At 36.7% G+C, this 23,264-nt stretch carries 16 protein-coding genes; all 16 read left to right on the forward strand.

The features are described 5' to 3' along the window. Positions 1–172: 172 nt before the first annotated feature. A complete protein-coding gene (locus QFZ31_RS01360) occupies positions 173–1,699 on the forward strand; it encodes an MFS transporter (RefSeq protein WP_307300258.1) in 1,527 nt (508 codons plus the stop codon). A gap of 37 nt (positions 1,700–1,736) precedes the next feature. Further along, entirely contained in the window at positions 1,737–4,145 is a 2,409-nt protein-coding gene (locus QFZ31_RS01365; protein ID WP_307300259.1) for a glycoside hydrolase family 31 protein, read from the forward strand. Positions 4,146–4,302: 157 nt separating this feature from the next. Then, the gene (locus QFZ31_RS01370) at positions 4,303–5,661 is read left to right on the forward strand and encodes an ABC transporter substrate-binding protein (RefSeq protein WP_307300261.1); all 1,359 of its coding nucleotides are present in this window, start codon (positions 4,303–4,305) and stop codon (positions 5,659–5,661) included. 85 nt (positions 5,662–5,746) lie between these two features. Next, a complete protein-coding gene (locus tag QFZ31_RS01375) occupies positions 5,747–6,292 on the forward strand; it encodes a glycerol-3-phosphate responsive antiterminator (protein ID WP_307300263.1) in 546 nt (181 codons plus the stop codon). A gap of 211 nt (positions 6,293–6,503) precedes the next feature. Continuing rightward, positions 6,504–7,994: a glycerol kinase GlpK gene (gene glpK / locus QFZ31_RS01380; protein ID WP_307300264.1), complete on the forward strand. Its 1,491-nt coding sequence runs from the start codon at positions 6,504–6,506 to the stop codon at positions 7,992–7,994. Positions 7,995–8,163: 169 nt separating this feature from the next. Beyond that, positions 8,164–9,855: a glycerol-3-phosphate dehydrogenase/oxidase gene (locus QFZ31_RS01385; RefSeq protein ID WP_307300265.1), complete on the forward strand. Its 1,692-nt coding sequence runs from the start codon at positions 8,164–8,166 to the stop codon at positions 9,853–9,855. A 70-nt stretch (positions 9,856–9,925) separates the two neighbouring features. Next, a complete protein-coding gene (locus QFZ31_RS01390; RefSeq protein WP_307300267.1) occupies positions 9,926–11,113 on the forward strand; it encodes an ROK family transcriptional regulator in 1,188 nt (395 codons plus the stop codon). A gap of 280 nt (positions 11,114–11,393) precedes the next feature. Beyond that, positions 11,394–13,904, forward strand: a complete 2,511-nt coding sequence (locus tag QFZ31_RS01395; RefSeq protein ID WP_307300268.1) for a hypothetical protein — start codon at positions 11,394–11,396, stop codon at positions 13,902–13,904. Then, positions 13,883–15,010 carry a glycoside hydrolase family 105 protein gene (locus QFZ31_RS01400; RefSeq protein WP_307300269.1) on the forward strand — a complete coding sequence of 376 codons (1,128 nt, stop codon included), beginning with the start codon at positions 13,883–13,885 and terminating at the stop codon, positions 15,008–15,010. Before QFZ31_RS01395 ends, QFZ31_RS01400 begins: the two co-directional genes overlap by 22 nt. Before the next feature lie 276 nt (positions 15,011–15,286). Continuing rightward, entirely contained in the window at positions 15,287–16,573 is a 1,287-nt protein-coding gene (locus tag QFZ31_RS01405) for an alpha/beta hydrolase (protein WP_307300271.1), read from the forward strand. A gap of 498 nt (positions 16,574–17,071) precedes the next feature. Beyond that, a complete protein-coding gene (locus QFZ31_RS01410) occupies positions 17,072–18,100 on the forward strand; it encodes a TRAP transporter substrate-binding protein (protein WP_307300274.1) in 1,029 nt (342 codons plus the stop codon). Between the two features lie 152 nt (positions 18,101–18,252). Next, positions 18,253–18,732 (forward strand): TRAP transporter small permease, encoded by a 480-nt coding sequence (locus QFZ31_RS01415; protein ID WP_307300278.1) that lies wholly within the window; start codon positions 18,253–18,255, stop codon positions 18,730–18,732. Positions 18,733–18,753: 21 nt separating this feature from the next. After that, a complete protein-coding gene (locus QFZ31_RS01420) occupies positions 18,754–20,055 on the forward strand; it encodes a TRAP transporter large permease (protein ID WP_307300281.1) in 1,302 nt (433 codons plus the stop codon). 285 nt (positions 20,056–20,340) lie between these two features. Continuing rightward, complete coding sequence (locus tag QFZ31_RS01425) at positions 20,341–20,892, forward strand: helix-turn-helix domain-containing protein (protein ID WP_307300283.1); 552 nt, start codon at positions 20,341–20,343, stop codon at positions 20,890–20,892. A gap of 382 nt (positions 20,893–21,274) precedes the next feature. Further along, positions 21,275–21,469, forward strand: a complete 195-nt coding sequence (locus tag QFZ31_RS01430) for a hypothetical protein (protein WP_307300285.1) — start codon at positions 21,275–21,277, stop codon at positions 21,467–21,469. A gap of 144 nt (positions 21,470–21,613) precedes the next feature. Beyond that, the gene (locus QFZ31_RS01435) at positions 21,614–23,044 is read left to right on the forward strand and encodes a PLP-dependent aminotransferase family protein (protein ID WP_307300286.1); all 1,431 of its coding nucleotides are present in this window, start codon (positions 21,614–21,616) and stop codon (positions 23,042–23,044) included. Positions 23,045–23,264: the final 220 nt, after the last annotated feature.

Below are 23,264 nucleotides of genomic sequence, written 5' to 3' on the forward strand. Positions count from 1 at the left end.
GGTAAAATTAAAAACAAGAAAGCACTTTCAACTACTTTTGTAAGGGATTGCAATTGCAGGAGGGAATATACGAAAAGACACATTATCCCTAATTTTTATCCCTCCAATAAATCGTTGGCTGGGAACAGGGAGAAAAGTAGTTAAATCTTTTTAGGAGAGAGAAGGGGATTATATGACAAACAGTAAGAAAAAGATTACCATACCTAGAGCCATTGGTTATGGATTAACGGACATCATGGGTGGAGGTGCTTTCACCGTTATTGCCGCTTGGTTAATGTATTACTATACAACATTTGTTGGTTTGACTCCTGTTGAAGGGGCCTCCATTATTGCTATTGCTCGTATAGTAGATGCGGTAGTGAGCTTATCTATCGGCAGTATCACAGATAACTTCTATAAATTTAAATTGGGAAGAAAGTTTGGCAGACGCCGTTTCTTTCTATTAATTGGTTCGCCGCTCATGGCCACATATGTGTTGCTGTGGTTTACAGGAATGAATTATTGGTACTACCTTTTAAGCTATCTGTTATTTGAAATCGTTATGGCTTTAGTATTAATTCCTTGGGAAACGCTGCCATCCGAAATGACAAAGGATTTTAATGAAAGAACAAAATTATCCACAGCAAGAATGTTTATGTCTGGTACAGGTGTATTTTTAGCCACGTTTGTTCCTGCACGGTTAATCGCTTACTTTGGTGAAGATAATGCGTATGCTTATTTTATCAATGCTGTATTTTTTGCCATACTGTTTGCGATTTGTATCTTTATCTCTTATAAAGTAACGTGGGAAAACAAGCTTACACCTGAAGAAGAAAGAGAATTAATCGTCCAATCGGGCAAATCTAAAAGTTTTGGTGAAACACTAAGTGCGATTGGATCCGTTTTAAAGGAATATTGGACTACCTTGAAAATAAAAAGCTTTCGTAAACATTTAGCGATCTATTTATTATCCTTCACTGCTAAAGACGTATTTAATGCTGTTTTTGTTTATTTCTGTGTGTTTGCTCTAAGTATATCATCTTCACTTGCTGCAGACTTACTATCACTCAGTATAATTGGGGTGCCTATTATGCTGGTAGCTGGTTTCTTAATGATAAAAGTTGGTCCTGGTAATTTGTATAAAATCTCCTATTCCGTAATGCTTATCTGTTTGGGAGCGTTTTATGTAGTCTATTTAACTAAGCCTGATTCGATGGTCGTCATGCTGTTTGTGATTGCTGCTTTTTATCAAGTTGGCAGAGCAATTTTAGACTTTACACCGTGGAATGTATTCCCTTTCATTCCGGATATTGACGAGATTGTAACGAGACAAAGGCGAGAAGGATTGTTTGCAGCAGTTATGACATTCGCCAGAAAAACGTCTGTTGCATTGGCTACTATGGTTGTGGGACTTGTACTACAATGGGGCGGTTTTGTTGCAGGAGAAAAAACACAAACAGCAGAGGCAGTTCATACCATCGTCTATACTATGGTCATTGGCGCTTCAGTTCTTCTTGTTGCAGCATTACTAGTGGTTTTCACTTTTAAATTAAATAAACAAACTCATAAAATATTAGTCGATGAGATTGATAGATTAAAAAATAATGGTTCAAAACTTAAAGTGGATCCACAAACAAAAGAAGTTGTTGAAAATCTTACTGGGTTTAAGTATGAGGACATCTGGAAGGATAATGATGAAAGTAAAATAAAATCTGCTTGAGTAAGTCACTCTCTAGAAAGCGTAAGGTGAAAAAATTATGTCAATCCGTGAAAAATACATGTTCAAGTTTATCAATGAAGACAATAATTGTTTATCTTTTAAATTAGATCATAGTAATTTTATTGCTAGAGTATTTGTTTTAGAAAATGATATTGTTCGTGTTTTGATGACAGATGGTGAAGAGCTATCGCTGCCACAAACTTGGTTAGTTGCACCGGGAATGGATGATGTTCCTATGGAAGGCAGACAACGTTTGGATATTAGTCCATTTAGTTTGCCAACCTATGTTTCGTACGAAAGAGATGAAGTATTTTATATTGAAACATCTGCATTAAAAGTTGAAATTAAACTAAATGGATTCAATATACATTGGTACCATAAGGATTCGGAACAATCAGATTATATTCATTTTATGAATGACCGAAAAACACAAGCCTATAATTTTGATGGTTCATTAGGTGAAGGAATATTTCATTATATCGAGAGAACGAGAGAAGAAAGTTATTACGGTTTAGGGGAAAAGGCGGGCGAAACCGACCGCTACGGTAAGCGCTATCGTATGTTGAACGTTGATCCAATGGGTTACGATGCCCAATATACTGACCCATTGTACAAACATATCCCGTTTTATATCACCCGAAATGATAAAACAAATATTTCATTTGGAATATTTTACGATAATATGTCAAAAGCAGTATTTGATATGGGAAATGAAATGGATAATTATCATGGCTGGTATCGCTATTTCCAATCAGATGCCGGTGATTTAGATTACTATATCATTGCTGGTCCGGAAGTAAAGGATGTTGTAAAAAGATACACTTGGTTAACCGGGAAACCGATTTTTCAGCCAAAATGGAGCTTGGGCTATTCGGGATCTACGATGACATATACAGATTTACCGAAATCCCAAGAAAGATTAAATGAATTCCTGCAATTATGTGAAGAACATGATATTATTTGTGATTCGTTCCAATTATCATCAGGCTATACGTCTATTGGGGATAAACGTTATGTATTTAACTGGAATAGAGATAAGTTTCCAGACCCTAAAGGGTTCACAGATGGATATCATGAAAAGAATGTGCATCTTTGTGCGAACATCAAGCCTTGCTTGTTAAAAGACCACCCATTATTCGAAGAATTACAAGATAAAGGGATGTTTATTAAATCGGAAGATGGCAAAACGCCTGAAATGGCACAATTTTGGGATGAAGTAGGAGCCTATTTGGATTTTACAAATAAAGAAACTTATGCATGGTGGAAAAAGAAGGTAACTGAAGCATTACTGGAATATGGTATTGATTCTACATGGAATGATAACAATGAGTTTGAAATTTGGACGAAAAATGTAAAAAGCAATGGGTTTGGACAAGAGGTAAATTTTGAACTTGTACGTGCCTTACAGCCATTATTAATGATGAAAGCTTCCTATGAGGCACAAAAGGAATTTTCACCAGAAGTAAGACCATATTTAATTTCACGATCCGGTAGCCCAGGGATGCAGCGATATGTTCAAACATGGACAGGTGATAATTATACGAGCTGGAAAACCGTAAAATACAATATTAAAATGGCCGTTGGTTTAAGCTTATCGGGTGTATATAATATCGGTCATGATATTGGCGGATTTTCCGGCCCTGCTCCGTCACCGGAATTATTTGTCCGTTGGGTGCAAAATGGAATTTTCTATCCTAGATTTACGATTCATTCATGGAATGACGACCAAACGGTCAATGTTCCTTGGATGTATGAAGAAACAGCTGGCCATATAAGGGATTTAATTAAGTTTAGACACAGATTAACTCCATATTTGTATACTTTGTTATACAATGCTCACGATCAGTATGAGCCTATCATTAAACCAACATTCTACGAGTTTGGTCAAGATAAAAAGACATTTGAAGAATGTGATGATTTTATGTTAGGTGATTCCATTCTAGTGACATCTGTGGTAGAAGAAGGAGCAACTGAGCGGACAGTTTATTTACCAAAGTTTGATGGCGGGTGGTACGATTATCATACATCAACTTGGTATGAAAGTGGACAAACTGTAACGGTACCTGCACCATTAACATATGCGCCTTTCCTTGTAAAAGAAGGCAGTATCATTCCAGTGAATGATGCAGACTGTTCATTTCTAACAAAAACAAACGATGAACGGGGATTTGAGTTGTTCCCTCATCAACAAACAGGTACATCAGATTATGTATTGTACGAGGATGACGGAATCTCTTCAAATTTTCAAGAAAATCATACTAATCTTCATGTCCACATGAAAACAACTAGTGATCGATTGGAAGTTTCTTTAGAAAAAGAAGGGGTCTTCGAGTTGTCATATAAACAAATTACATTCCATTTGCCAAAAGGTGAAACACGGGAGCTAGTGGTGAACGGACAGCCTTTACAACAAACAGATAATGGAAGTTTTGTTTACTATCTATAAAATTTAAAGGATTTTCTCCCTCATTATTAAATAGACCCTATAGTATAGATATACATAAACAGTCTAACTATAGGGTATTTTTCTTGTATAATGTATAGTGGGATTTTAAGAATTTCATATCCCGAATGTACCATTATAGAAAGGGAAGTATCATCCTATGAAACAATCATTGAAAACGATTTCTATTTTTTTTATAACATCGATTTTTGTAGTTATACTTTCAGCCTGTGATAACAACCCAAGTCAAAAAGAAACAATCGGAACAGACAATGAAAAGAAGGTTACCTTGGATTTCCTATGGTTTAGTGACGGTGTAGAGGGAAAGGTAATGAAAGAGATTATCAAGGATTATCAGGCAAAAAATCAAAATGTTGAAATTAAATTAATAGAAGTAGCTTATCAAGATTTAGATACCAAATTAAAAAGAATGATTGCAGGCGGGGAACCTCCAGCATTAGCACGAATAACAGATACTGGGAATTTCGCTGACTTTGCATTAGATCTTACACCATATGTTGGGGGAGAGGAAGAATTTACTTCTCAATTTCTCCCAGCAATTAAACCTTATTATGTAAAAGAGAATAGAATTATTGCAGCACCGATGGATGTTACGGCAACCAGCATCATCTATAACAAATCATTGTTTAGTAAAGCAGGAGTGCAAGTTCCGCAAACCCCTGACGAAGTTTGGACCTGGGATGAATTTGCCGAAGCTCTTAAAACAGTGAAAGTAAAAGGCGGGGCAAAACAAGGGCTGTTAGTTGATTTTACCCCTCGCAGATATTCCACTTTAGTTTATCAATTTGGCGGAAGCCTCATGACAGAAGATGGTTCTGCACCAGCAATCAATAATGAAAAAGGCGTAGCAGCATTAGATTATTTTATCAAACTTCATAAAGATGCGATCATTCCTGAATCGGTTTGGTTAGGTGTGGACGATCCAATTAAACTTTTCCGCTCAGGACAGGCTGCTGCTCACTTATCTGGAAACTGGATTCTAAGCAACTATAGCGATATTGAGAATTTTGAGTGGGGGGTAACCTATCTTCCTAAAAAAGAGATTCGTTCTTCTGTGCCTGGTGGAAAATATATCATGGGCTTCAAAAATACTGAGGTAGAAGAAGAAACAGCTGATTTTATTAAATATTTATCAACAAAGGAAGTTAATGCAAAATTCAATCAAGAGTCTCTGTTGTTAAGTTCACGATTAGATAACAATGAATTAAACTACGAGTTTGGCAAAGAGATGTTTAAAACATTTTCAAATGAATTAGAAAATACGCCAATAATTGCAGCGGAAGATTGGCGCAATCAAGAGGTCATTTCCCAGATTTCCACTGATATGAGAGACTTAATCATCAGTGCTCTAAATGGGGAAGTAACCTCACAAGAGGCAATGGATGCAGTGGCAGAAAAAATTAGAGAAGCGATTGAGGGAAGTCACACTAATCAGAGTGAAAATAGATATGACGTGCCTGATAACCTTCAATCATCAAACCATTCAGCAAGTTATTGAAAAATCTTGAGTCAAAGATCTATGGACTATATTGATGTGTTTATGACCTTTAAATAATAAGAACAGAGAGGAAAGGATTAATGTTATGAACCAGAAAATCATCCCTGCCTCTTCTAATATGAAGGAATTCGAATCCTTTTTGAGAAGTCCTTACGAGATTGGTGTATTTTTAGATATGCATATTGCTCAGTTAAAACATATTAATAGTATGGCTAAGGAAAAAGGGAAGAAAATGATTTACCATGTGGACTTAATCCACGGCATAAAAAATGATGATTATGCCACAGAGTATATTTGTCAAGAATTCAAGCCGTATGGCTTAATCTCAACTAAATCTAGTGTGATTCAAAAGGCAAAGCAAAAAGGTGTAATTGCGGTACAAAGAATCTTCCTAATCGATAGTCATGCTCTTGAAAAAAGCTATAAATTAATAACAAAAACCCAGCCCGATTACATTGAAGTCCTGCCTGGGGCAATGCCGAAAATTATTGCGGAAGTTAAGGAGAGTGTTGGAATACCCATTTTGGCTGGGGGGTTAATTCGAAACTCTGAAGATGTGGATGCTGCACTAATGGCCGGCGCTACAGCTATCACGACTTCAAAACGAGAATTATGGGAGGGTTTTTTTTAACATATTAATAACATACTCATGTTAAAAAAGTTGTTGACATGGGTTTTAGTAGAATTGTATACTTTCCTCAACAAGTTAACAGTATGTGACGGAGAGTAGGAGATTCACGCAGAGACCCATTTGTGGTTAATTCTGTTTTGTGAATCTCCTTTTTTATCTTCATATATAAGAAGATATTTTTGGAAGATGGTATTTTGGGGGGAAATTAATAGTGGAAAAATACATTTTATCTATAGACCAGGGGACAACTAGTTCACGTGCGATTATATTTAATAAAAATGGAGAAATTGTTCATTCTGCACAAAAGGAAATCACGCAATATTTTCCAAAGCCAGGCTGGGTCGAACACAATCCTAATGAAATTTGGGGTTCCATTCTTTCGGTTGTTGCCGAAGTCTTATCAGAATCCGAAATTAAACCTGAACAAATTGCAGGGATAGGGATTACAAACCAACGCGAAACAGCTATAGTCTGGGACAAGGAAACAGGCCATCCAGTTTATAATGCCATTGTTTGGCAATCAAGACAAACAACTGAGATTTGTGAAGATTTGAGAGAAAATGGTTATAATGACCTATTTCGTAACAAAACTGGACTGTTAATTGATCCTTACTTTTCAGGAACAAAGGTAAAATGGATCCTCGATCATGTGGAAGGGGCACGTGAAAAAGCGGATCAAGGAAAATTAATATTTGGTACTGTTGATACTTGGCTGGTTTGGAAACTATCCGGAGGCCGTGCACATGTAACCGATTATTCTAATGCTTCACGAACCTTAATGTTCAACATCTATGAATTAAAGTGGGATGATGAATTATTGGATATTTTAGGTGTACCTAAATCTATGCTGCCCGAGGTTAGACCCTCATCTGAAATCTATGGGAAAACGGTTGATTATCACTTTTTCGGGAACGAGATTCCAATATCTGGGATTGCTGGTGATCAGCAGGCTGCATTGTTCGGACAAGCGTGCTTTGACGAAGGAATGGCGAAAAACACCTATGGTACTGGCTGCTTTATGTTAAAGAATACGGGGGAGAAAGCTGTTCGCTCAGGGCATGGATTATTAACCACTATAGCATGGGGGCTGAATGGAAAAGTAGAATACGCACTTGAGGGTAGTATTTTTGTGGCGGGTTCTGCCATTCAGTGGCTTCGTGATGGGTTAAGAATGTTTAAAGATGCAAAGGATAGTGAAGCATATGCATTAAAAGTTGATTCCAGCGATGGAGTCTATATGGTCCCAGCGTTTGTAGGCCTAGGAACTCCATATTGGGATAGTGATGTACAAGGTGCCGTTTTTGGTTTAACCCGTGGTACGACAAAGGAACATTTAATACGCGCTACGTTAGAATCACTTGCATACCAAACAAAAGATGTCTTATCTGCCATGGAAGCTGATTCTGGAATTGAACTAAAAACTCTCCGTGTTGATGGCGGGGCGGTGAAAAACAATTTCCTAATGGAGTTCCAAAGTGATATTTTGGATGTTCCAGTAGAAAGACCAGTTGTAAATGAAACTACCGCATTAGGAGCAGCATATTTAGCAGGACTTGCTGTTGGCTTCTGGGAAAGCCAAGAGGAAATTGCAAAGCAATGGGCGGTTGACCGAACGATTTTACCAAAGATGTCTGATGAAAATCGGAATAAATTATATGACGGTTGGAAAAAAGCAGTGAAAGCAACAATGGCTTTTAAATAATTATTTTCAATTTCCTTACTTAATGTTATACTAAAAGCAAGTTAATACATGGCAGGAGAAGTCGGAGAGACCACAAAAACATTATCAATATTGATAATGTCTTTGTGGTCTCTTTTTATTTCATCTAAAAAAAATAAATCTATTATACAAGCAGGAGGAGTAGTACATTATGAAATTTTCAAACCTAAATCGAACTGAATTTGTTAACAAATTTAAAACACAAGTTTTTGATGTATTAGTTATAGGCGGAGGAATTACAGGAGCTGGTATTGCCCTTGATGCTCAATCCCGTGGGATGAATACGGCCCTAGTTGAAATGCAAGACTTCGCTGCCGGGACCTCAAGCAGGTCGACAAAATTAGTTCACGGCGGCCTTAGATATCTAAAACAATTTGAAGTTAAAATGGTGGCAGAGGTTGGAAAAGAAAGGGCGATTGTCTACGAAAATGGTCCGCATGTGACAACGCCTGAATGGATGTTATTGCCACTTCATAAGGGTGGTACTTTTGGGAAAATTAGCACATCCATTGGTCTGCGTGTATACGATTTCTTAGCTGGTGTTAAAAAGTCGGAACGGAGAAAAATGCTAACCTCACAGTCAACATTAGAAAAAGAGCCGCTTATCAAAAAATCTGGTTTAAAGGGTGGCGGTTATTATGTTGAATATCGTACAGATGATGCAAGGCTGACCATTGAGGTCATGAAAGCGGCGGTGGCAAAAGGGGCAATTGCTTGTAACTATACAAAAGTATCAAAGCTTCTTTATGAAAATGGAAAAGTAATTGGTGCCTTGGTCCAAGATCAATTTACAGGAGAGATGTATGAAATACATGCCAAAAAGATCGTTAATGCTGCTGGACCATGGGTGGATCAAATTCGTGAAATGGATAAATCCAAAAAAGGGAAAGTCCTACTGCTTTCAAAAGGTGTTCACTTAGTGATTGACCAATCCCGTTTTCCTTTGAAACAAGCCATCTATTTTGACACACCAGACGGCCGTATGGTGTTTGCGATCCCTCGTGACGGAAAGGTCTATGTCGGAACAACAGATACTTTCTATAATGAAGATGCCGTAAACCCTAATATGACAGAAAGTGATCGTAGTTATATTTTAAATGCGATTGATTATATGTTCCCTGAAGTGAAAATAAGTGAAAAAGATGTCGAATCGAGCTGGGCTGGTGTACGACCGCTTATTTACGAAGAAGGAAAGAATGCATCAGAAATTTCTCGAAAAGATGAGATATGGGAATCGAAATCGGAGTTGATTACCATTGCTGGAGGTAAATTAACAGGATACCGAAAAATGGCTGAAATGGTGGTTGATTTATTGGCTGCAAAATTAAAATCAGAAGAGGGGAGAAGTTTCAAATCGTGTCAAACGAAGTATCTCCCAATTTCAGGTGGTGATGTAGGAGGTTCAAAACAATTTCCATCTTTTATTACTGCAACAGTTAGAAGAGGTATGGAAATAGGTCTTACAAAAGAAGAGGCTGAAACATTAGTGAAAACATATGGGTCCAATAGTAATACAGTGTTTGAATTGTTGAAAAATAATATGTCTGATGCAAAAAAATATCAATTACCTACGGTGTTATTTGCAAAATTACTTTATAGCGTTGAACATGAAATGATTGCCACACCTATAGATTTCTTAAACCGTAGAACAGGTGCCATTTTATTTGATATACAATCCGTAAAAGAATGGAAGAAGCAAGTAATTGCTTATTTAGCTGATAGATTTAATTGGTCTGGTCAAGAGAAAAACAAATATACATCTTCTGTAGATGAGGCAATAAAAGCTGCTGTCATTCCTGTTGATCAAACAAATTCTTACCGAAAAGCTGCAAATGGTAATTAACTTTAAGGGAGGATTTGCTTAAGAACTAAAGAAGTTAAAGATATTTTATTTGAACAGTAGGGTGAACATTATGGAACTTGGTGTTGGTGCTTATCTCAAGAAGATAAATAAGAGCTTAGTTTTAAGTAAAATTATTAAACATGAAATGATTTCAAGAGCTGAACTATCAAATATTACAAAATTAACAAAGGCAACCATTTCTTCACAGGTTTCGGACCTTTTAGAGGATGGGTTAATTATAGAAACTCAGCAAGAGTATAACAGTGTTGGAAGAAAGCCCATTATGCTTTCACTAAGGCAAAATGCGGGGTATGCTTTAGGAATTGATCTGGATTATCGGAATATTACATTTACTGTATGTGATTTAAAGGGGAACCCAGTTCATTCAGATCATGTAGAATTGGAGAATTCAAACTATGATGAGATTCTTCATCTTTTAATCGCCCAAATTAGAGGGTACCAAGAAAAATTTTCTGATAGTTGTTTTGGAATTGTTGGTGTGTCCATTGGAGTTCATGGAACTGTGAAGAATGACGAAACCATCTCTTTTGTGCCACAACATAAGTGGTACAATAAGGACTTAAAGCGTGACCTTGAGAAGATTTTAAATACAGTAGTTTATGTAGAAAATAATGCAAATTTATGTTCATTTGCAGAAAAAGTATATAATTTCCATCAAAGCAAGAACTTAATAAGTATTAGTATGTATTCCGGAATAGGTATAGGGTTTTTAATCAACGGAGAACTGGTAAAAGGGTATCATGGTTACGCAGGGGAAATGGGCCACATGATTATTAATCCTAATGGAAAACCTTGTAATTGTGGCAATTTTGGTTGTTGGGAGTTGTATGCTTCGGAAGTAAGCTTCATTAATGAATTGTCTGAAAAATTAAATAAACCAAAATTGACTTACGAGGATATCGAAAATCTTGTTATTGAGAGAAACCCAACAGTTATGGAGCAAATTGATAAATTTATAAAGAACGTATCTATCGGACTTAACAATATCATTAATATTCTAAATCCTGAAACACTAGTTTTAAATAGTGAGTTATTAAAATTGTTTCCTGAAGCAATGAGTCTAATCAAATCAAACCTAAAAGCCTCGATTAGTAATTATAAAGAAATATACATTTCAGATTTTGGTACAAATGCGTGTGTAATGGGTGCATGTGCCCTAGCTATAAAGAACTTTTTAGATATACCGGAATTAAGTTTATCAGTTGATCAGGTTGAGTTTTATAATCAAGTAATTTAAAAAAGAGATTATAATGTGATATTTCTACTAGCTAAATAGAATAATTAGACATAAAAAGCCGTTAACAAGATTTTTCTTGGGCGGCTTTTTGAATTTTATAATAGGCAGCTACTGAGGTGCCGCAATTGCTTACTGAACTACTAAAATTATCTATTAGTCAAAATTTTCAACAATTACCTCAAAAATTTCAACCTTTGAACCTTTTGTTGTACTAGTAAAATTTAATAAAGAAACACCTGCACCTCTTTTGTGTAAGGGGTTTCAATAAAGGAGGGAGTATATGAATCAGATTTATTATCCATTGTCTTATAAGCATTCGGTAAACCGTTGGCTGGTAACAGACACATTTGAAGAGCAAAAATCATTTAAGCCGATAACGATGGATTTTACTGGTGATTTGAATCGCTGGCTGACAGAAGGATTTGCTATCTTTGAAAATCCAAACCGAAAAGTATTCATTGACGCAGAAAAAAAGGAAAAAAAGGAAAAGATTGATCTAAAAGATGTGTACCCTGGAAAATCCTTAACAGTTGGCTCCACTACAAATGAATGGAATTTGCATTTCCCTTGGAACAATAAAAAAATTGAAAAATCTGGATTTTGGCAGAAGCCTACCCTTCTAAAAGCATGGGCTGTAACAAATATTCGTTCAACTAAACTGCAAAAGGCATCATTTAAACTGTTTACTTGCGGCAATGTTGTTCTTTGGATAAATGGGGAAAAAGCATTGCAATTTTCTCCTTATACTAGAAACGAGGAGAAGAGTATTCAATTTGAGGCCATGCTGCAAGAAGGAAATAATGAATTTTTAGTATTATTTGAGGATCTTGCCGAGAGAGATGCCCTTTATTATTTTCAATTAGATTACCTTGGTCATGACGAGCTTGAAATGGTACTTCCCATAGGAAAGGCCAATCCAAATGATATACATTTGCTGGAAGAGGCTTTAAAAAATGCATACTTTCCGAGTGACGTGGTCAAGCGTGGAGACATAAACCTTATTTTTGAAAACCCTTTAAAGCAAGCACTTAATATGGAATGCAATCTTAAAACTGTTTGGTGGGGAGAAAAAAGAGAATTTATTAGAAGTGTTTCTCCAGGCAGTAAAAGCGTAATGATTGGTAAAGCAGAAGACATTGGAATGGCTAATGCTCTGTTGAAGCTTTCCATACGGTATCATTCTGTGGTTATTCAGAAAGATATATTCATTCAGGTTTATCCGGAAAGTTTAGTACCATCCAATGTTCCTGAAAGTATTTTGGAAAGAAAGCAGCAAGCACTTTCCTTTATTGCTGATCATGGAAATAACAATATGCATAGAGCCTATGCATTAGCCAAAACAGGCAGGCAATTGGAATTGATTGAATCCATTGTCAGGGATACTCTTCATGTTATTAATGAAAGATTTGATTGCAGTGATTTTTATTATAATCAACTCTTCCGTTTTTGGATTGATTTTCGTGACTCCCGATTATTTGATGATTCCTTTTGGGAGGAATGCAAACAGGCCATTCTAAATTATCGTTACTGGTTTGATGAACCGGGCGATGATGTCATGTGGTATTTTAGTGAAAATCATGCCTTGCTTTTCCACACATGCGAGTATTTAGCAGGACAGTTATTTCCAAATGAACGATTTACAAATGCAAATGTCCTTGGGGAGGTACATGTCGAAAAAGCTAAATCAAGACTGGTACATTGGTTTGAAAAATATAATAGAGAACTCTTGGCAGAGTGGAATTCAAGTTACTATATACCAATCAATTTGATGGGATTCTTGGCAATATATGATTTGATAAATGACGTGGAATTAAAAAATCTGGCTAAGAAAGCATTGGATGATACCTTTAGATTAATGGCTATCAATAGTTATAAAGGATATTTATCTTGTTCTCAAGGCCGCATTTACGAGAAGGACCTTAAAGGAAATTATAATAATGCGACGACATCTTTACTTTGGATTGCGTACGGCAAAGGAAATCTAAATAATTCTACATATGCCGCAGTATCCTTATGTGTGTCTGATTATCAACCGCCAAATTATAATGCATACTTAACTCTCAATCCTGAAGAGTCTATAATCTTTAAAAATCATCAGGGACCAGATAATTTTGTCGATCTTTACACCTTTAAAAACAGTTACGGATTATTATCAAGTGCAGTTGAGTACAGACCGGGTCATAGAGGCTACTCAGAGCACGTTGTCCATTCAATTGTCAGTCCAGAAGCGGTTATATGGATTAACCATCCCGGAGAAGAAGCGGAATTAGGTACTGGTCGGCCAAGTTTTTGGGCAGGGAATGGGATACTTCCAAAAGTTGACCAATACCAGGATATTGCTATTGTTCATTACAATATTGACCCTTTAAATGACATTGCATATACTCATGCCTATTTCCCGATAGCGGCTTTTGAACAAACACAAATTACAAATAATTGGATTTTTGGTAAAAAAGGAGATTCCTATGTTGCCCTTTATGCAAAAAATGGGATCGAACAGCAGACCAAGGGTCAGAACCAAAACCGAGAGTTCATTTCAAGAGGAAGAGAAAATACCTGGATTATACGCAATAGCAATGTCCTGCAATTTGCCGACTTTAGCCAATTCAAAGAAAGCGTTTTAAAAGCTGAAATAATAGAAATTCAAGAAGAATTCAATTTTAATGACCCTATTCATGGAGTGGTTCAAAGCTCTTGGCAGGGACCATTTATTGTAGATGGGGAAGTTCAATTAAATAGAAATCAGAAGATAGAAGGAGTTATCGAAAAATGGTCATTAATTCGGAATTAGTTAAATCTAAACTTCATCTTGTTACAAAAGCAATGAAATCATTAAAAAGTGATGATGACTTTGTGGAAGAATTCCCCATTGGTTTGATTGACATCAATTTATGGGAATGGCCGCAGGGTGTTGGAATATATGGTCTTTATAAATACTATCAATTGACGAAAGACAAAGGAACATTTGATTTTTTATTAAATTGGTATAATCAAAGATTGCAAGATGGCCTGCCCGAAAAAAATGTTAATACAATGTCGCCAATGCTCACGTTAATGTATCTGGCTGAGGAAACAAACAATCCAAAATATATTGAGGTATGTGATGAATGGAGTACCTGGATTATGGAGGAGATGCTACGTACAGGAGACGGTGCACTTCAGCACATGATAACTGGGGATCCAAATGAAGGACAAATTTTAATCGATACATTGTTTATGACAGTACTGTTTCTAGCAAAAGCAGGCAATTATTTCGATCGGCCTGAGTATATTGAAGAATCGAAAAAGCAGTTTTTGATTCATATTAAATACTTATTTGACAAAGAAACCGGTCTGTTCTTTCACGGTTGGGATTTTAACGAAAACCACAACTATGGTGCGGTCCATTGGGGAAGAGGAAATGGCTGGTATACCTGTGGACTATTGGAGTATTTTGAAATGGTAGAGTTAGAAAAAGGTATCAAGGAATATTTACTAGATACATGGTTTAGTCAAGTGAAGGCATTAGCTAAATTTCAGGCGGAAAGCGGCTTATGGCATACCGTTCTGGATGATCCAAGTTCATATGAGGAAACCTCTGCCACAGCTGCTTTTGGTTTTGGAATCATTAAAGGAGTCAGAAAAGGTTATCTTGATCAGGAATACCTTCAAATAGGGTTAAAAGCTTTAGAAGCCCAATTAAAGGAAATCGATGAAAATGGAATTGTCCAAAAAGTATCATACGGAACACCTGTAGGGAATGATGCTCAATTTTATAAAAATATTCCAATCAGTCCGATGACCTATGGTCAAGCATTAGCCATTTTACTTTTGATCGAAGCTATGGAATTTTCTAATAGCGAGAGTAAAGCTATTAACCAAGAAGAATTGGTTAAGTCAATTTTTTTCCGAGAATAGTTTAAACAAACTCATCAATTAAATTAAGCCCTATAGTATAGACAGAGATAATAAGTCTTACTATAGGGTTTTTTAGTATTAATAAAGATAATTTAATATCACTGAGTTTGGCTGCGGGAGCGAGAGGTGATGATCTGTTAATAACACCTCTTTATTGTGAAAATTAACCTCTTTATTCTGCATTTCTAAAAATTTTGAAAAATTATATAATCAAGTCACACCTTGATATAGCTTAATATTACTAACTAATTTTGTATAAGAGAAAGGAGTAAGGTAATGAAAAGAGTTTTAATTTTTGGAATCATGGTTTTCTTGTTATGCTCGATTTTCAGCAACAATAAGTCTGTCTTTGCCTCAAATTCATCTGGTGGTGACTACGCTGGATATAAACCTGGTGTAACTGTGGAGGCGGATGCTGCTTCTCCGACCGGCTATTATGCAACGTTTATTTACGAGGATAAGACTAAAGCAGCAACAAAGGTTGAACTCTATAGTGACACATTCCTTCATTACACGATCGAAGATGGGTTTACTCGCCCATATAAACCGGAGGAGTATAAAGCAGGTATGTTCCCTGCTGGCGGTAATGCTGATACTACATATTATGTATCGATGGAAAAACTGGGCAAAAATTTCTGGGGAGTCAGAGTTCCTCTGTCTAGCGGGGCGTTTGTCTACAATTTCCGCATCACCAATCCGGATGGTACTACAACCGCAAGACTGGATGATCCTAACAATCCGACGCTAATGAATACTGCGACAGGTATTGATAGCCTGTCAAGCATGGTTTATGTTCCGTATAATTCGAAAACAATGGGAACGGGAGAGTGGCTGGATCGCTCGGTGGAGCTCCCCCGCAAAAATAAGAATGGCAAAGTGGAAACTGTAGCTTATACAGGAGCTGCCGGTGATACACGCGGGCTAGCTGTTTACCTGCCTCACGGATACAATGAAAATCGCAATAAATCATACAAGGTACTTTATCTGTCCCATGGCAATTCCGGCGATAAGTACGGCAATGAATTGCGCTGGATGAACGAGGGTGCAGTGGCTAATATTATGGATAATCTGATTGCAGATGGAACTGCTGAGCCCTTTGTTGTAGTCACCATGAATAATCAAGATTTTGGATGGGACTACAAAAAAATAGAAGAGGACCAGTTTAAATATATTATGCCTTATATTGAATCTCACTATAATGTATCTGATAAGCCTGAGGGTCGCGCTTACGCTGGTTTGTCGATGGGTGGAATAACCACCAGCCGGATGTATTACCACCATGCTGATGAGTTTGCTTATTTTGGTATTTGGAGTGCAGCTGCTACTGGAGATGAACTGAATAATATCGACACTTACAGCAATTTGGACAAACCTTCCGTAATGATGGGTGCTGGTACTTGGGATTTTGGGCTTAAACCTGTACAAGATTTAAGCAAGGCACTGGATGATAGGAATATCGACCACTCTTATCTTGAAATTCCTGCTGCACATGACTGGGAAGTTTGGCAGTTGTTCTATGCTGAATTTGTTAAGGATCATTTGTGGAAGGCTGATCAAGATTAAGATACAATGAACCCAGCTTATATTGCGTATTATCAAGATTGATGAAACAATAAGAAACTATTAAACTGCCCCACAAGGTTAACGCTTGGTGGGGCTGCTTTAATAGTTTCGTATACAATTTCAAATGCTTTTTTCAAGTTTTAATGACTATGAAAAAAACAGATTGACATCGTTTTCAAAACCTATTAATATAGTGATTAAGTTAATAATATGTGACGGAGAAATGGAGACTCACACGGATTGCCTGATATTTTATTCAGGTCCTTCTGTTGTGAGTCTCTTTTTTTTCGTTATAATCGTAAAGGCTTACAACTTGATAGGGGAAAAAGATGTCACTTTTCATTTGAAATGAATGGAGACGAAGATTTTTTATCACGTTTAAAGCAGGAGTATTAGGGGGGAAATGATTCTAGCAAAGTATAAATAAGCATAAGACTTGTATTCATTTTTCAGAGATTTAGGAATAATAAATAATTTAAAAAATGGGGGTCAATTGTAATGAGAAAATTGTTATCTTTTGTTACAACTGGTATTTTAGCAGCTGGACTTTTGGCTGGATGTGGCAATGCAGCAAATAATACTGCTGACGGAGGCGGAAAGGAATCAGAAGTTAAGGCGAAAACTTTTAAGCTCGCCCATAACATGAGTGAAGACCATCCGGTTCACAAAGCCCTTGCTGATTTCGCCGAGAAGGTTGAAGAAAACTCTGATGGGCAAATGAAAGTTGAAATTTTTGCGAATGGTGTACTTGGAGCGGAAAAGGAAGTACTAGAGCAGCTGCAAGGCGGAGCTGTAGATATGACGAAAGTAAGTGCAGCAGCCCTAGAGAGCTTTGCTCCTGAATATGCTGTTTTCAGCCTCCCATATTTATTCGTCAGCAAGGATCATTTTTATAAATCTATGGAATCGGAAGCGGTTCAGAAGCTTTACGGTGCAAACAAGGATAAAGGATTTGTAGGTTTGACCTACTATGATTCCGGAGCAAGAAGCTTCTATACGAAAGATAAGGTTATAAAGACTCCGGATGATTTAAAAGGTTTAAAGATTCGTGTTCAGGATTCACCGACTGCAATAGATATGGTCAAGTTATTAGGTGGGAACGCAACGCCAATGGCGTACGGTGAGGTTTATACGGCACTGCAAGCGGGAGTTATCGATGGAGCGGAAAGCAATGAAACCGCATTAACAACTGGGAAGCACGGAGAAGTTGCGAAAGAGTTTTCTATTAATGAACATACAATGATTCCGGATATTCTTGTTATGAGTGCTACTACATGGAACAGCCTATCTGAAGAACAGCAGAAAATTCTAACTGATGCAGCGGCGTCCTCTACAGAATATCAAAAGGAACTGTGGAATAAAGCAATCGAAGAGGCAATAACAGAAGCGGAGTCCAAGATGGACGTGAAATTCACTGAGGTCGATAAAGAACCATTTATCGAGAAGGTTAAGCCTATGCATGAGGAGTACAGCAAGAAAGATCCTAACATCAAAGAAATCATGGATGCTATTGAAGCTCTAAAATAAAAGGGAGAAGGTCAAGCTCCGCCATGCTAGTCGTAATAATAGACGGCGGAAACATTTGCTTGGCCATTTCTATTTAATTTACGTGAAAAGGTTACCATGATTGTACAAGAACCAATGTGAAAGACAGTGATTTAAAAGAAGGAGTTTAGGTTATGAAAACAATACGAAGTTTCCTTAATAAGTTAATTATGTTTGTAGGGGGCGTATTTACCATCATCATGGTTTTCGGTGCAATCTGGCAGGTCTTTAGCCGATATGTTTTGGGGAATCCAAGCACGATTACTGAAGAGTTGCTTCGTTTCGGACTCATATGGACCACAATGTTGGGAGCAAGTTATGCTTTCGGTACAAACGAGCATTTGGCGATTACCGGAGTATTAGATAAATTAAAAGGTAAAAATCAAAAGGCCCTTAGAATGGTTAATGATTTGTTCATTATTGGCTTTGCCGGTGCAGTCATGATCAAAGGCGGGTTAAACATTGTAAATACGACCATGGCACAATTAACACCGATTCTGCAAATTCCGGTTGGAGTGATTTATTCCATCGTGCCTATTTCCGGAGTGATTATTATCATTTATCAACTATTAAATATGCCCGATTGGTTGAAAAAGAAAGAGGAAATTTTATAGAGATGAAAAGAGGAGTTTTTCATGGGTGCGATTGAAACAGGTTTAGTGATGGTAATAAGCTTTATTATTTTAATGGCAATGGGGGTTCCAATTTCTGTAGCCACCGGAATAGCATCTTTTATTGCTGCGATCATGATTGTACCGTTTGACGTTGCCATTTTTACGGCAGCTCAAAAAATGGTAACTGGAATCGACAGTTTTTCCCTTTTGGCCGTCATCTTTTTCATTTTGTCTGGAATTATTATGAATAACGGGGGAATCGCCCTGCGTCTTGTCAACCTTGCAAAGTTACTGGGCGGCAGTCTTCCTGGATCACTAGCTCATACTAATGTCGTAGGGAACATGCTGTTTGGATCGATTTCAGGTTCTGCAGTAGCGGCAGCGGCTGCCATCGGTGGTACTATGGCTCCGCTTCAGGAAAAAGAAGGGTATAACAAAGCATATTCTGCCGCTGTAAATATTGCCTCTTCCCCCACAGGTCTATTGATTCCTCCGAGCGGAGCATTTATTATTTACTCGATGGTCAGCGGAGGAACTTCGATTGCCGCATTATTTTTAGCAGGCTATGTACCGGGAATCCTAATGGGGCTAACGGTTATGGCGATTGCCTACTATATTGCTAAAAAAGAGAATTATCCAGTAGCAAAAAGACCGAGCTTTTCTGAGGGTTCCAAAGTTATTATTGACGCCATTCCAAGCTTACTACTCATCGTGATTGTTATCGGGGGAATCGTGGCAGGAGTCTTTACTGCAACGGAAGGTTCTGCGGTCGCTGTTTTATACTCTGTCATTCTATCTATTATTTATAAAACCTTAAAATGGTCCGATGTTCCCAAGATATTAGGTGAAACAGTTGTAATGACAGGGATTGTGCTATTCCTGGTCGCGGCTTCCTCAATCATGTCCTGGGTAATGGCGTTTAGCGGTATACCTGCTGCGATCAGTGAGGCTGTATTATCCATTTCAGATAAACCTATCGTTATTCTATTAATTATGAATGTCGTATTGCTTTTAGTCGGCACCGTAATGGATATTACACCGGCAATCCTGATTTTTACCCCCATCTTTTTACCAATTGTAACTCAAATAGGTATGGATCCTGTACATTTTGGAATTGTTTTAGTTTTTAACCTCTGCATTGGTATTGTGAGTCCGCCATCCGGAAGCAGTTTGTTTGTCGGATGCAGTGTTGGAGGGGTTAGCATAGAGGCAGTAACAAGACCGCTATTAATTTTCATGGCAGGTTTAATTGTTACGTTACTGCTCGTAACGTATATTCCAGCTATTACCTTGTTTGTTCCGAAACTATTTGGAGCCATGTAGTTCGCCCAGGTGACGTCGTTTTCAATAACTATTAACATAGTAATCAAGTTAATAATTTGTGATGGAGAAATGGAGACTCACACGGATTGACTGTAGTTTTATTCTGGTCCTTCTGTTGTGGTCTCTTTTTTTCGACATAAGCGTAAAAGGCTTACAAATTGATAGATAGATTGTGAGTGACAAGGTTGCTATTTTCAACAGAGGCTTCAAAGTATTCAATCAACTATTCCTTTAAATATTGATAACATGATCAATTAGTAAGTGATTTCAGTGAGGGGGGAATATATGAATCAGATTAGTTGTCTGTTAAATCACAATCCTATAAAAGCTTCTGGACTGGATAATTCTGAGCTCATTTATTATTACTCAGATGATCTTTTAGTTATAATCCAAACGGATAATATTGACTCTATCAAAACAGAATTAATTAACATTACAAATGATTTAGGCAAAGTAAACCAAAAAAACAATGCCAAGCAATATAGTATAGTAATAAATCAAATTTTGGATGAGATTGATAAACACATAAGTAATCCTGATTTATCATTAAAGTGGATGGCTCAAGAAATAATCTTTATGAATAAGGACTATTTAGGAAAGCAATTTAAAAAAGAAACCGGGCAAACCTTTACCGATTACTTAATGCAATATCGCATGAATAGGGCTATGGAACTTATCGCTAAAACTAACGATTTAAAGGTCTGCGATGTAGCAGAAAAAATAGGCTTTAAAAATAACCCTGCTTATTTTAGTAGGGCATTTAAGAAATTTACTGGTGTAACACCTTTAACTTATCAAAAAAAAATAGAAAGTGAAAACACCATAAAGGTAGAGTAAATAACTTTTTCCGGCAACATTCATTCCTTGGCAAGGTTGTATGGGTATCATAAAATTTTGTACATGAATTTTTTTGATATTTGGCACTTTTAAAATGTCCTAAGTGGCAAAATTGATGAAGTACCAGGGATTATTATTAAGGGCTACTATAAGGTAGCTCTTCTTTTTATATTTAAAAGAAGATTTATAAAAAAGTAAAACGGAAGTGGTTGGTTGAAATTATTATTAATTGGATGGTCATTTATATGTGGATAAATATTATAATAGACTTATTACAAAATTAACGTGCATAAAGGATAATCTATTATTGAAGTCTATACCGCGATCGTTAGCGATTCCCATTTCTATATAGGTTAAAAAAGATTTGTTTAAGAGGTGGAACATGAGTGTAATGTATGTTTTGGTCATTATTATTTTATTAATAGCAATTGTTTCAACACTGCTGCTCACAGGAAAAAGTGATGAAAATTATAGCAGTTCGACAAAAAGAAATACCACAAATTTAACATTAATTTATGTTGTGATTATTACCTTATCTTTAATTTCTCTTGGAGTGTATATTAGATTCTTCGCATAAAAAATATTGTTTTGTTTCCTATTTACTTAATAATTCGATAGGATATTTTTTTGTGTTTTTTCTGGTAGGAAATAACTTAAGAGTAAAAATGTGAAATAGAAAAATAATAAAAGTAAAAAAATAAAATCATAAGGACTGTAGTCAATGGACTGGAAACCTGATCGTAAAGCTAAAAAAGCTATCTATAAACAGCTTGCCGAATACATTGAAAATGGTATTGCAAATGGAACATTTCCGCCAGATAAACCATTACCATCAGAAAGATACTTAGCTAAGGAACTTAACGTAAATAGAAGTACAGTGGTTTCCGCCTATGATGAGTTAGAATCAAATGGGCTGATTCAACGAAATAGAGGAAGCGGGACAACCATAAGCAAGGATATCTGGGGGATTACGAAGAAGCGTATCCCGAGCTGGAACAGATACATTGAGGCGGGATCATTTTTACCAAATTTACCTGTTACCCAGAGAATCCGAAAAGAAGCAGTCGAACATAAACTCATTAATTTAGCCAGTGGAGAATTATCCGAAGATCTTTTTCCCTTAGATTCTTTAAGACAGATTACTGCTTCTAGATCGTTTATCGGAAGCCTGGGATATGACCATCCACAAGGTAACCTTATTCTTAGAGAGACAATTACAAAGCATGTAAAGCAATATCGAAGAATTGAATCTGATCCTTCTTCGATATTAGTTACATCTGGCGCCCAGCAGGCCTTACACCTAGTAGTACAGTGCCTGTTAAAGCCTGGAGATGCAGTTGCTTTAGAGGACCCATCCTATACTTACAATCTTCCGATTTTTAAATCAGCCGGAATACAACCATATTTTCTTTCGGTTAATAAGGATGGAATAAACCCAGATGAATTATTAACTTTACATAAAAAACATCGAATTAAAATGATATTCTTAAACCCTTCATTTCAAAATCCTACAGGGACCTTACTTCATGAAAAACAGAGGAAAGCGATTTTAGAAATATCCTCTGAACATGGGATTCCCGTAGTGGAGGACGATCCATATAGTCTAACTTCTTTTACGGGTGAAGAGGTTACAACATTAAAATCGATGGATATTCATGGAAACGTCTTATATATTAGCTCTTTATCAAAGATAGTTGCTTCAGGGTTAAGAATTGGTTGGATTATCGGACCAAAGCCAGTCATTGAAAGGCTATCCGACGCGAAACAACAAATTGACTTCGGGCATGCAAGCTTTACTCAATGGATTGCAAATGATTTTTTAGAATCGGAAAGTTTCCATTCACATATCAATAGTTTGGTGAAGGAGTTAGAAAAACGAAGGGATCAAATTATCACTAGCCTTAATTATTATTTAAAGGAACAAGTTGAATTTTCAATCCCTCAGGGAGGCATTCACTTATGGTGCCGGATAAAAAACGACTTTAACGAAATGCAATTACTGGAGGAATCCATAAAAAGGGGAGTTATTTATGTCCCTGGTTCCACCATGGGATCCAAAAAGGGGTTTGTGCGGTTTACATTCGCTAGGGAAGATGAGGAATCAATACATGAAGGAATTAAAAGGTTTGCAGAAGCTCTTAATTCTCTTTAACAATAATTCCTGCTTATAATTTTCTTTACCAAGAATCATGATTTAATCGTGGTTCTTTTTATTTTGAAATAATATGGATGGGTAAAAAAGTGTCTGATTGGATGGTTATAAGTTTCTAAAATCCCTTTATTATGAAGGAGTGGATTTATTACTGGGTCCACTTAAAAAGAAAAGTCATGGGCATGATGATTGGTGAAGTGTGTGAAAAGATTCACAATTT

The sequence above is a fragment of the Neobacillus niacini genome (assembly GCF_030817595.1).
Classification (GTDB): domain Bacteria; phylum Bacillota; class Bacilli; order Bacillales; family Cytobacillaceae; genus Neobacillus; species Neobacillus niacini_G.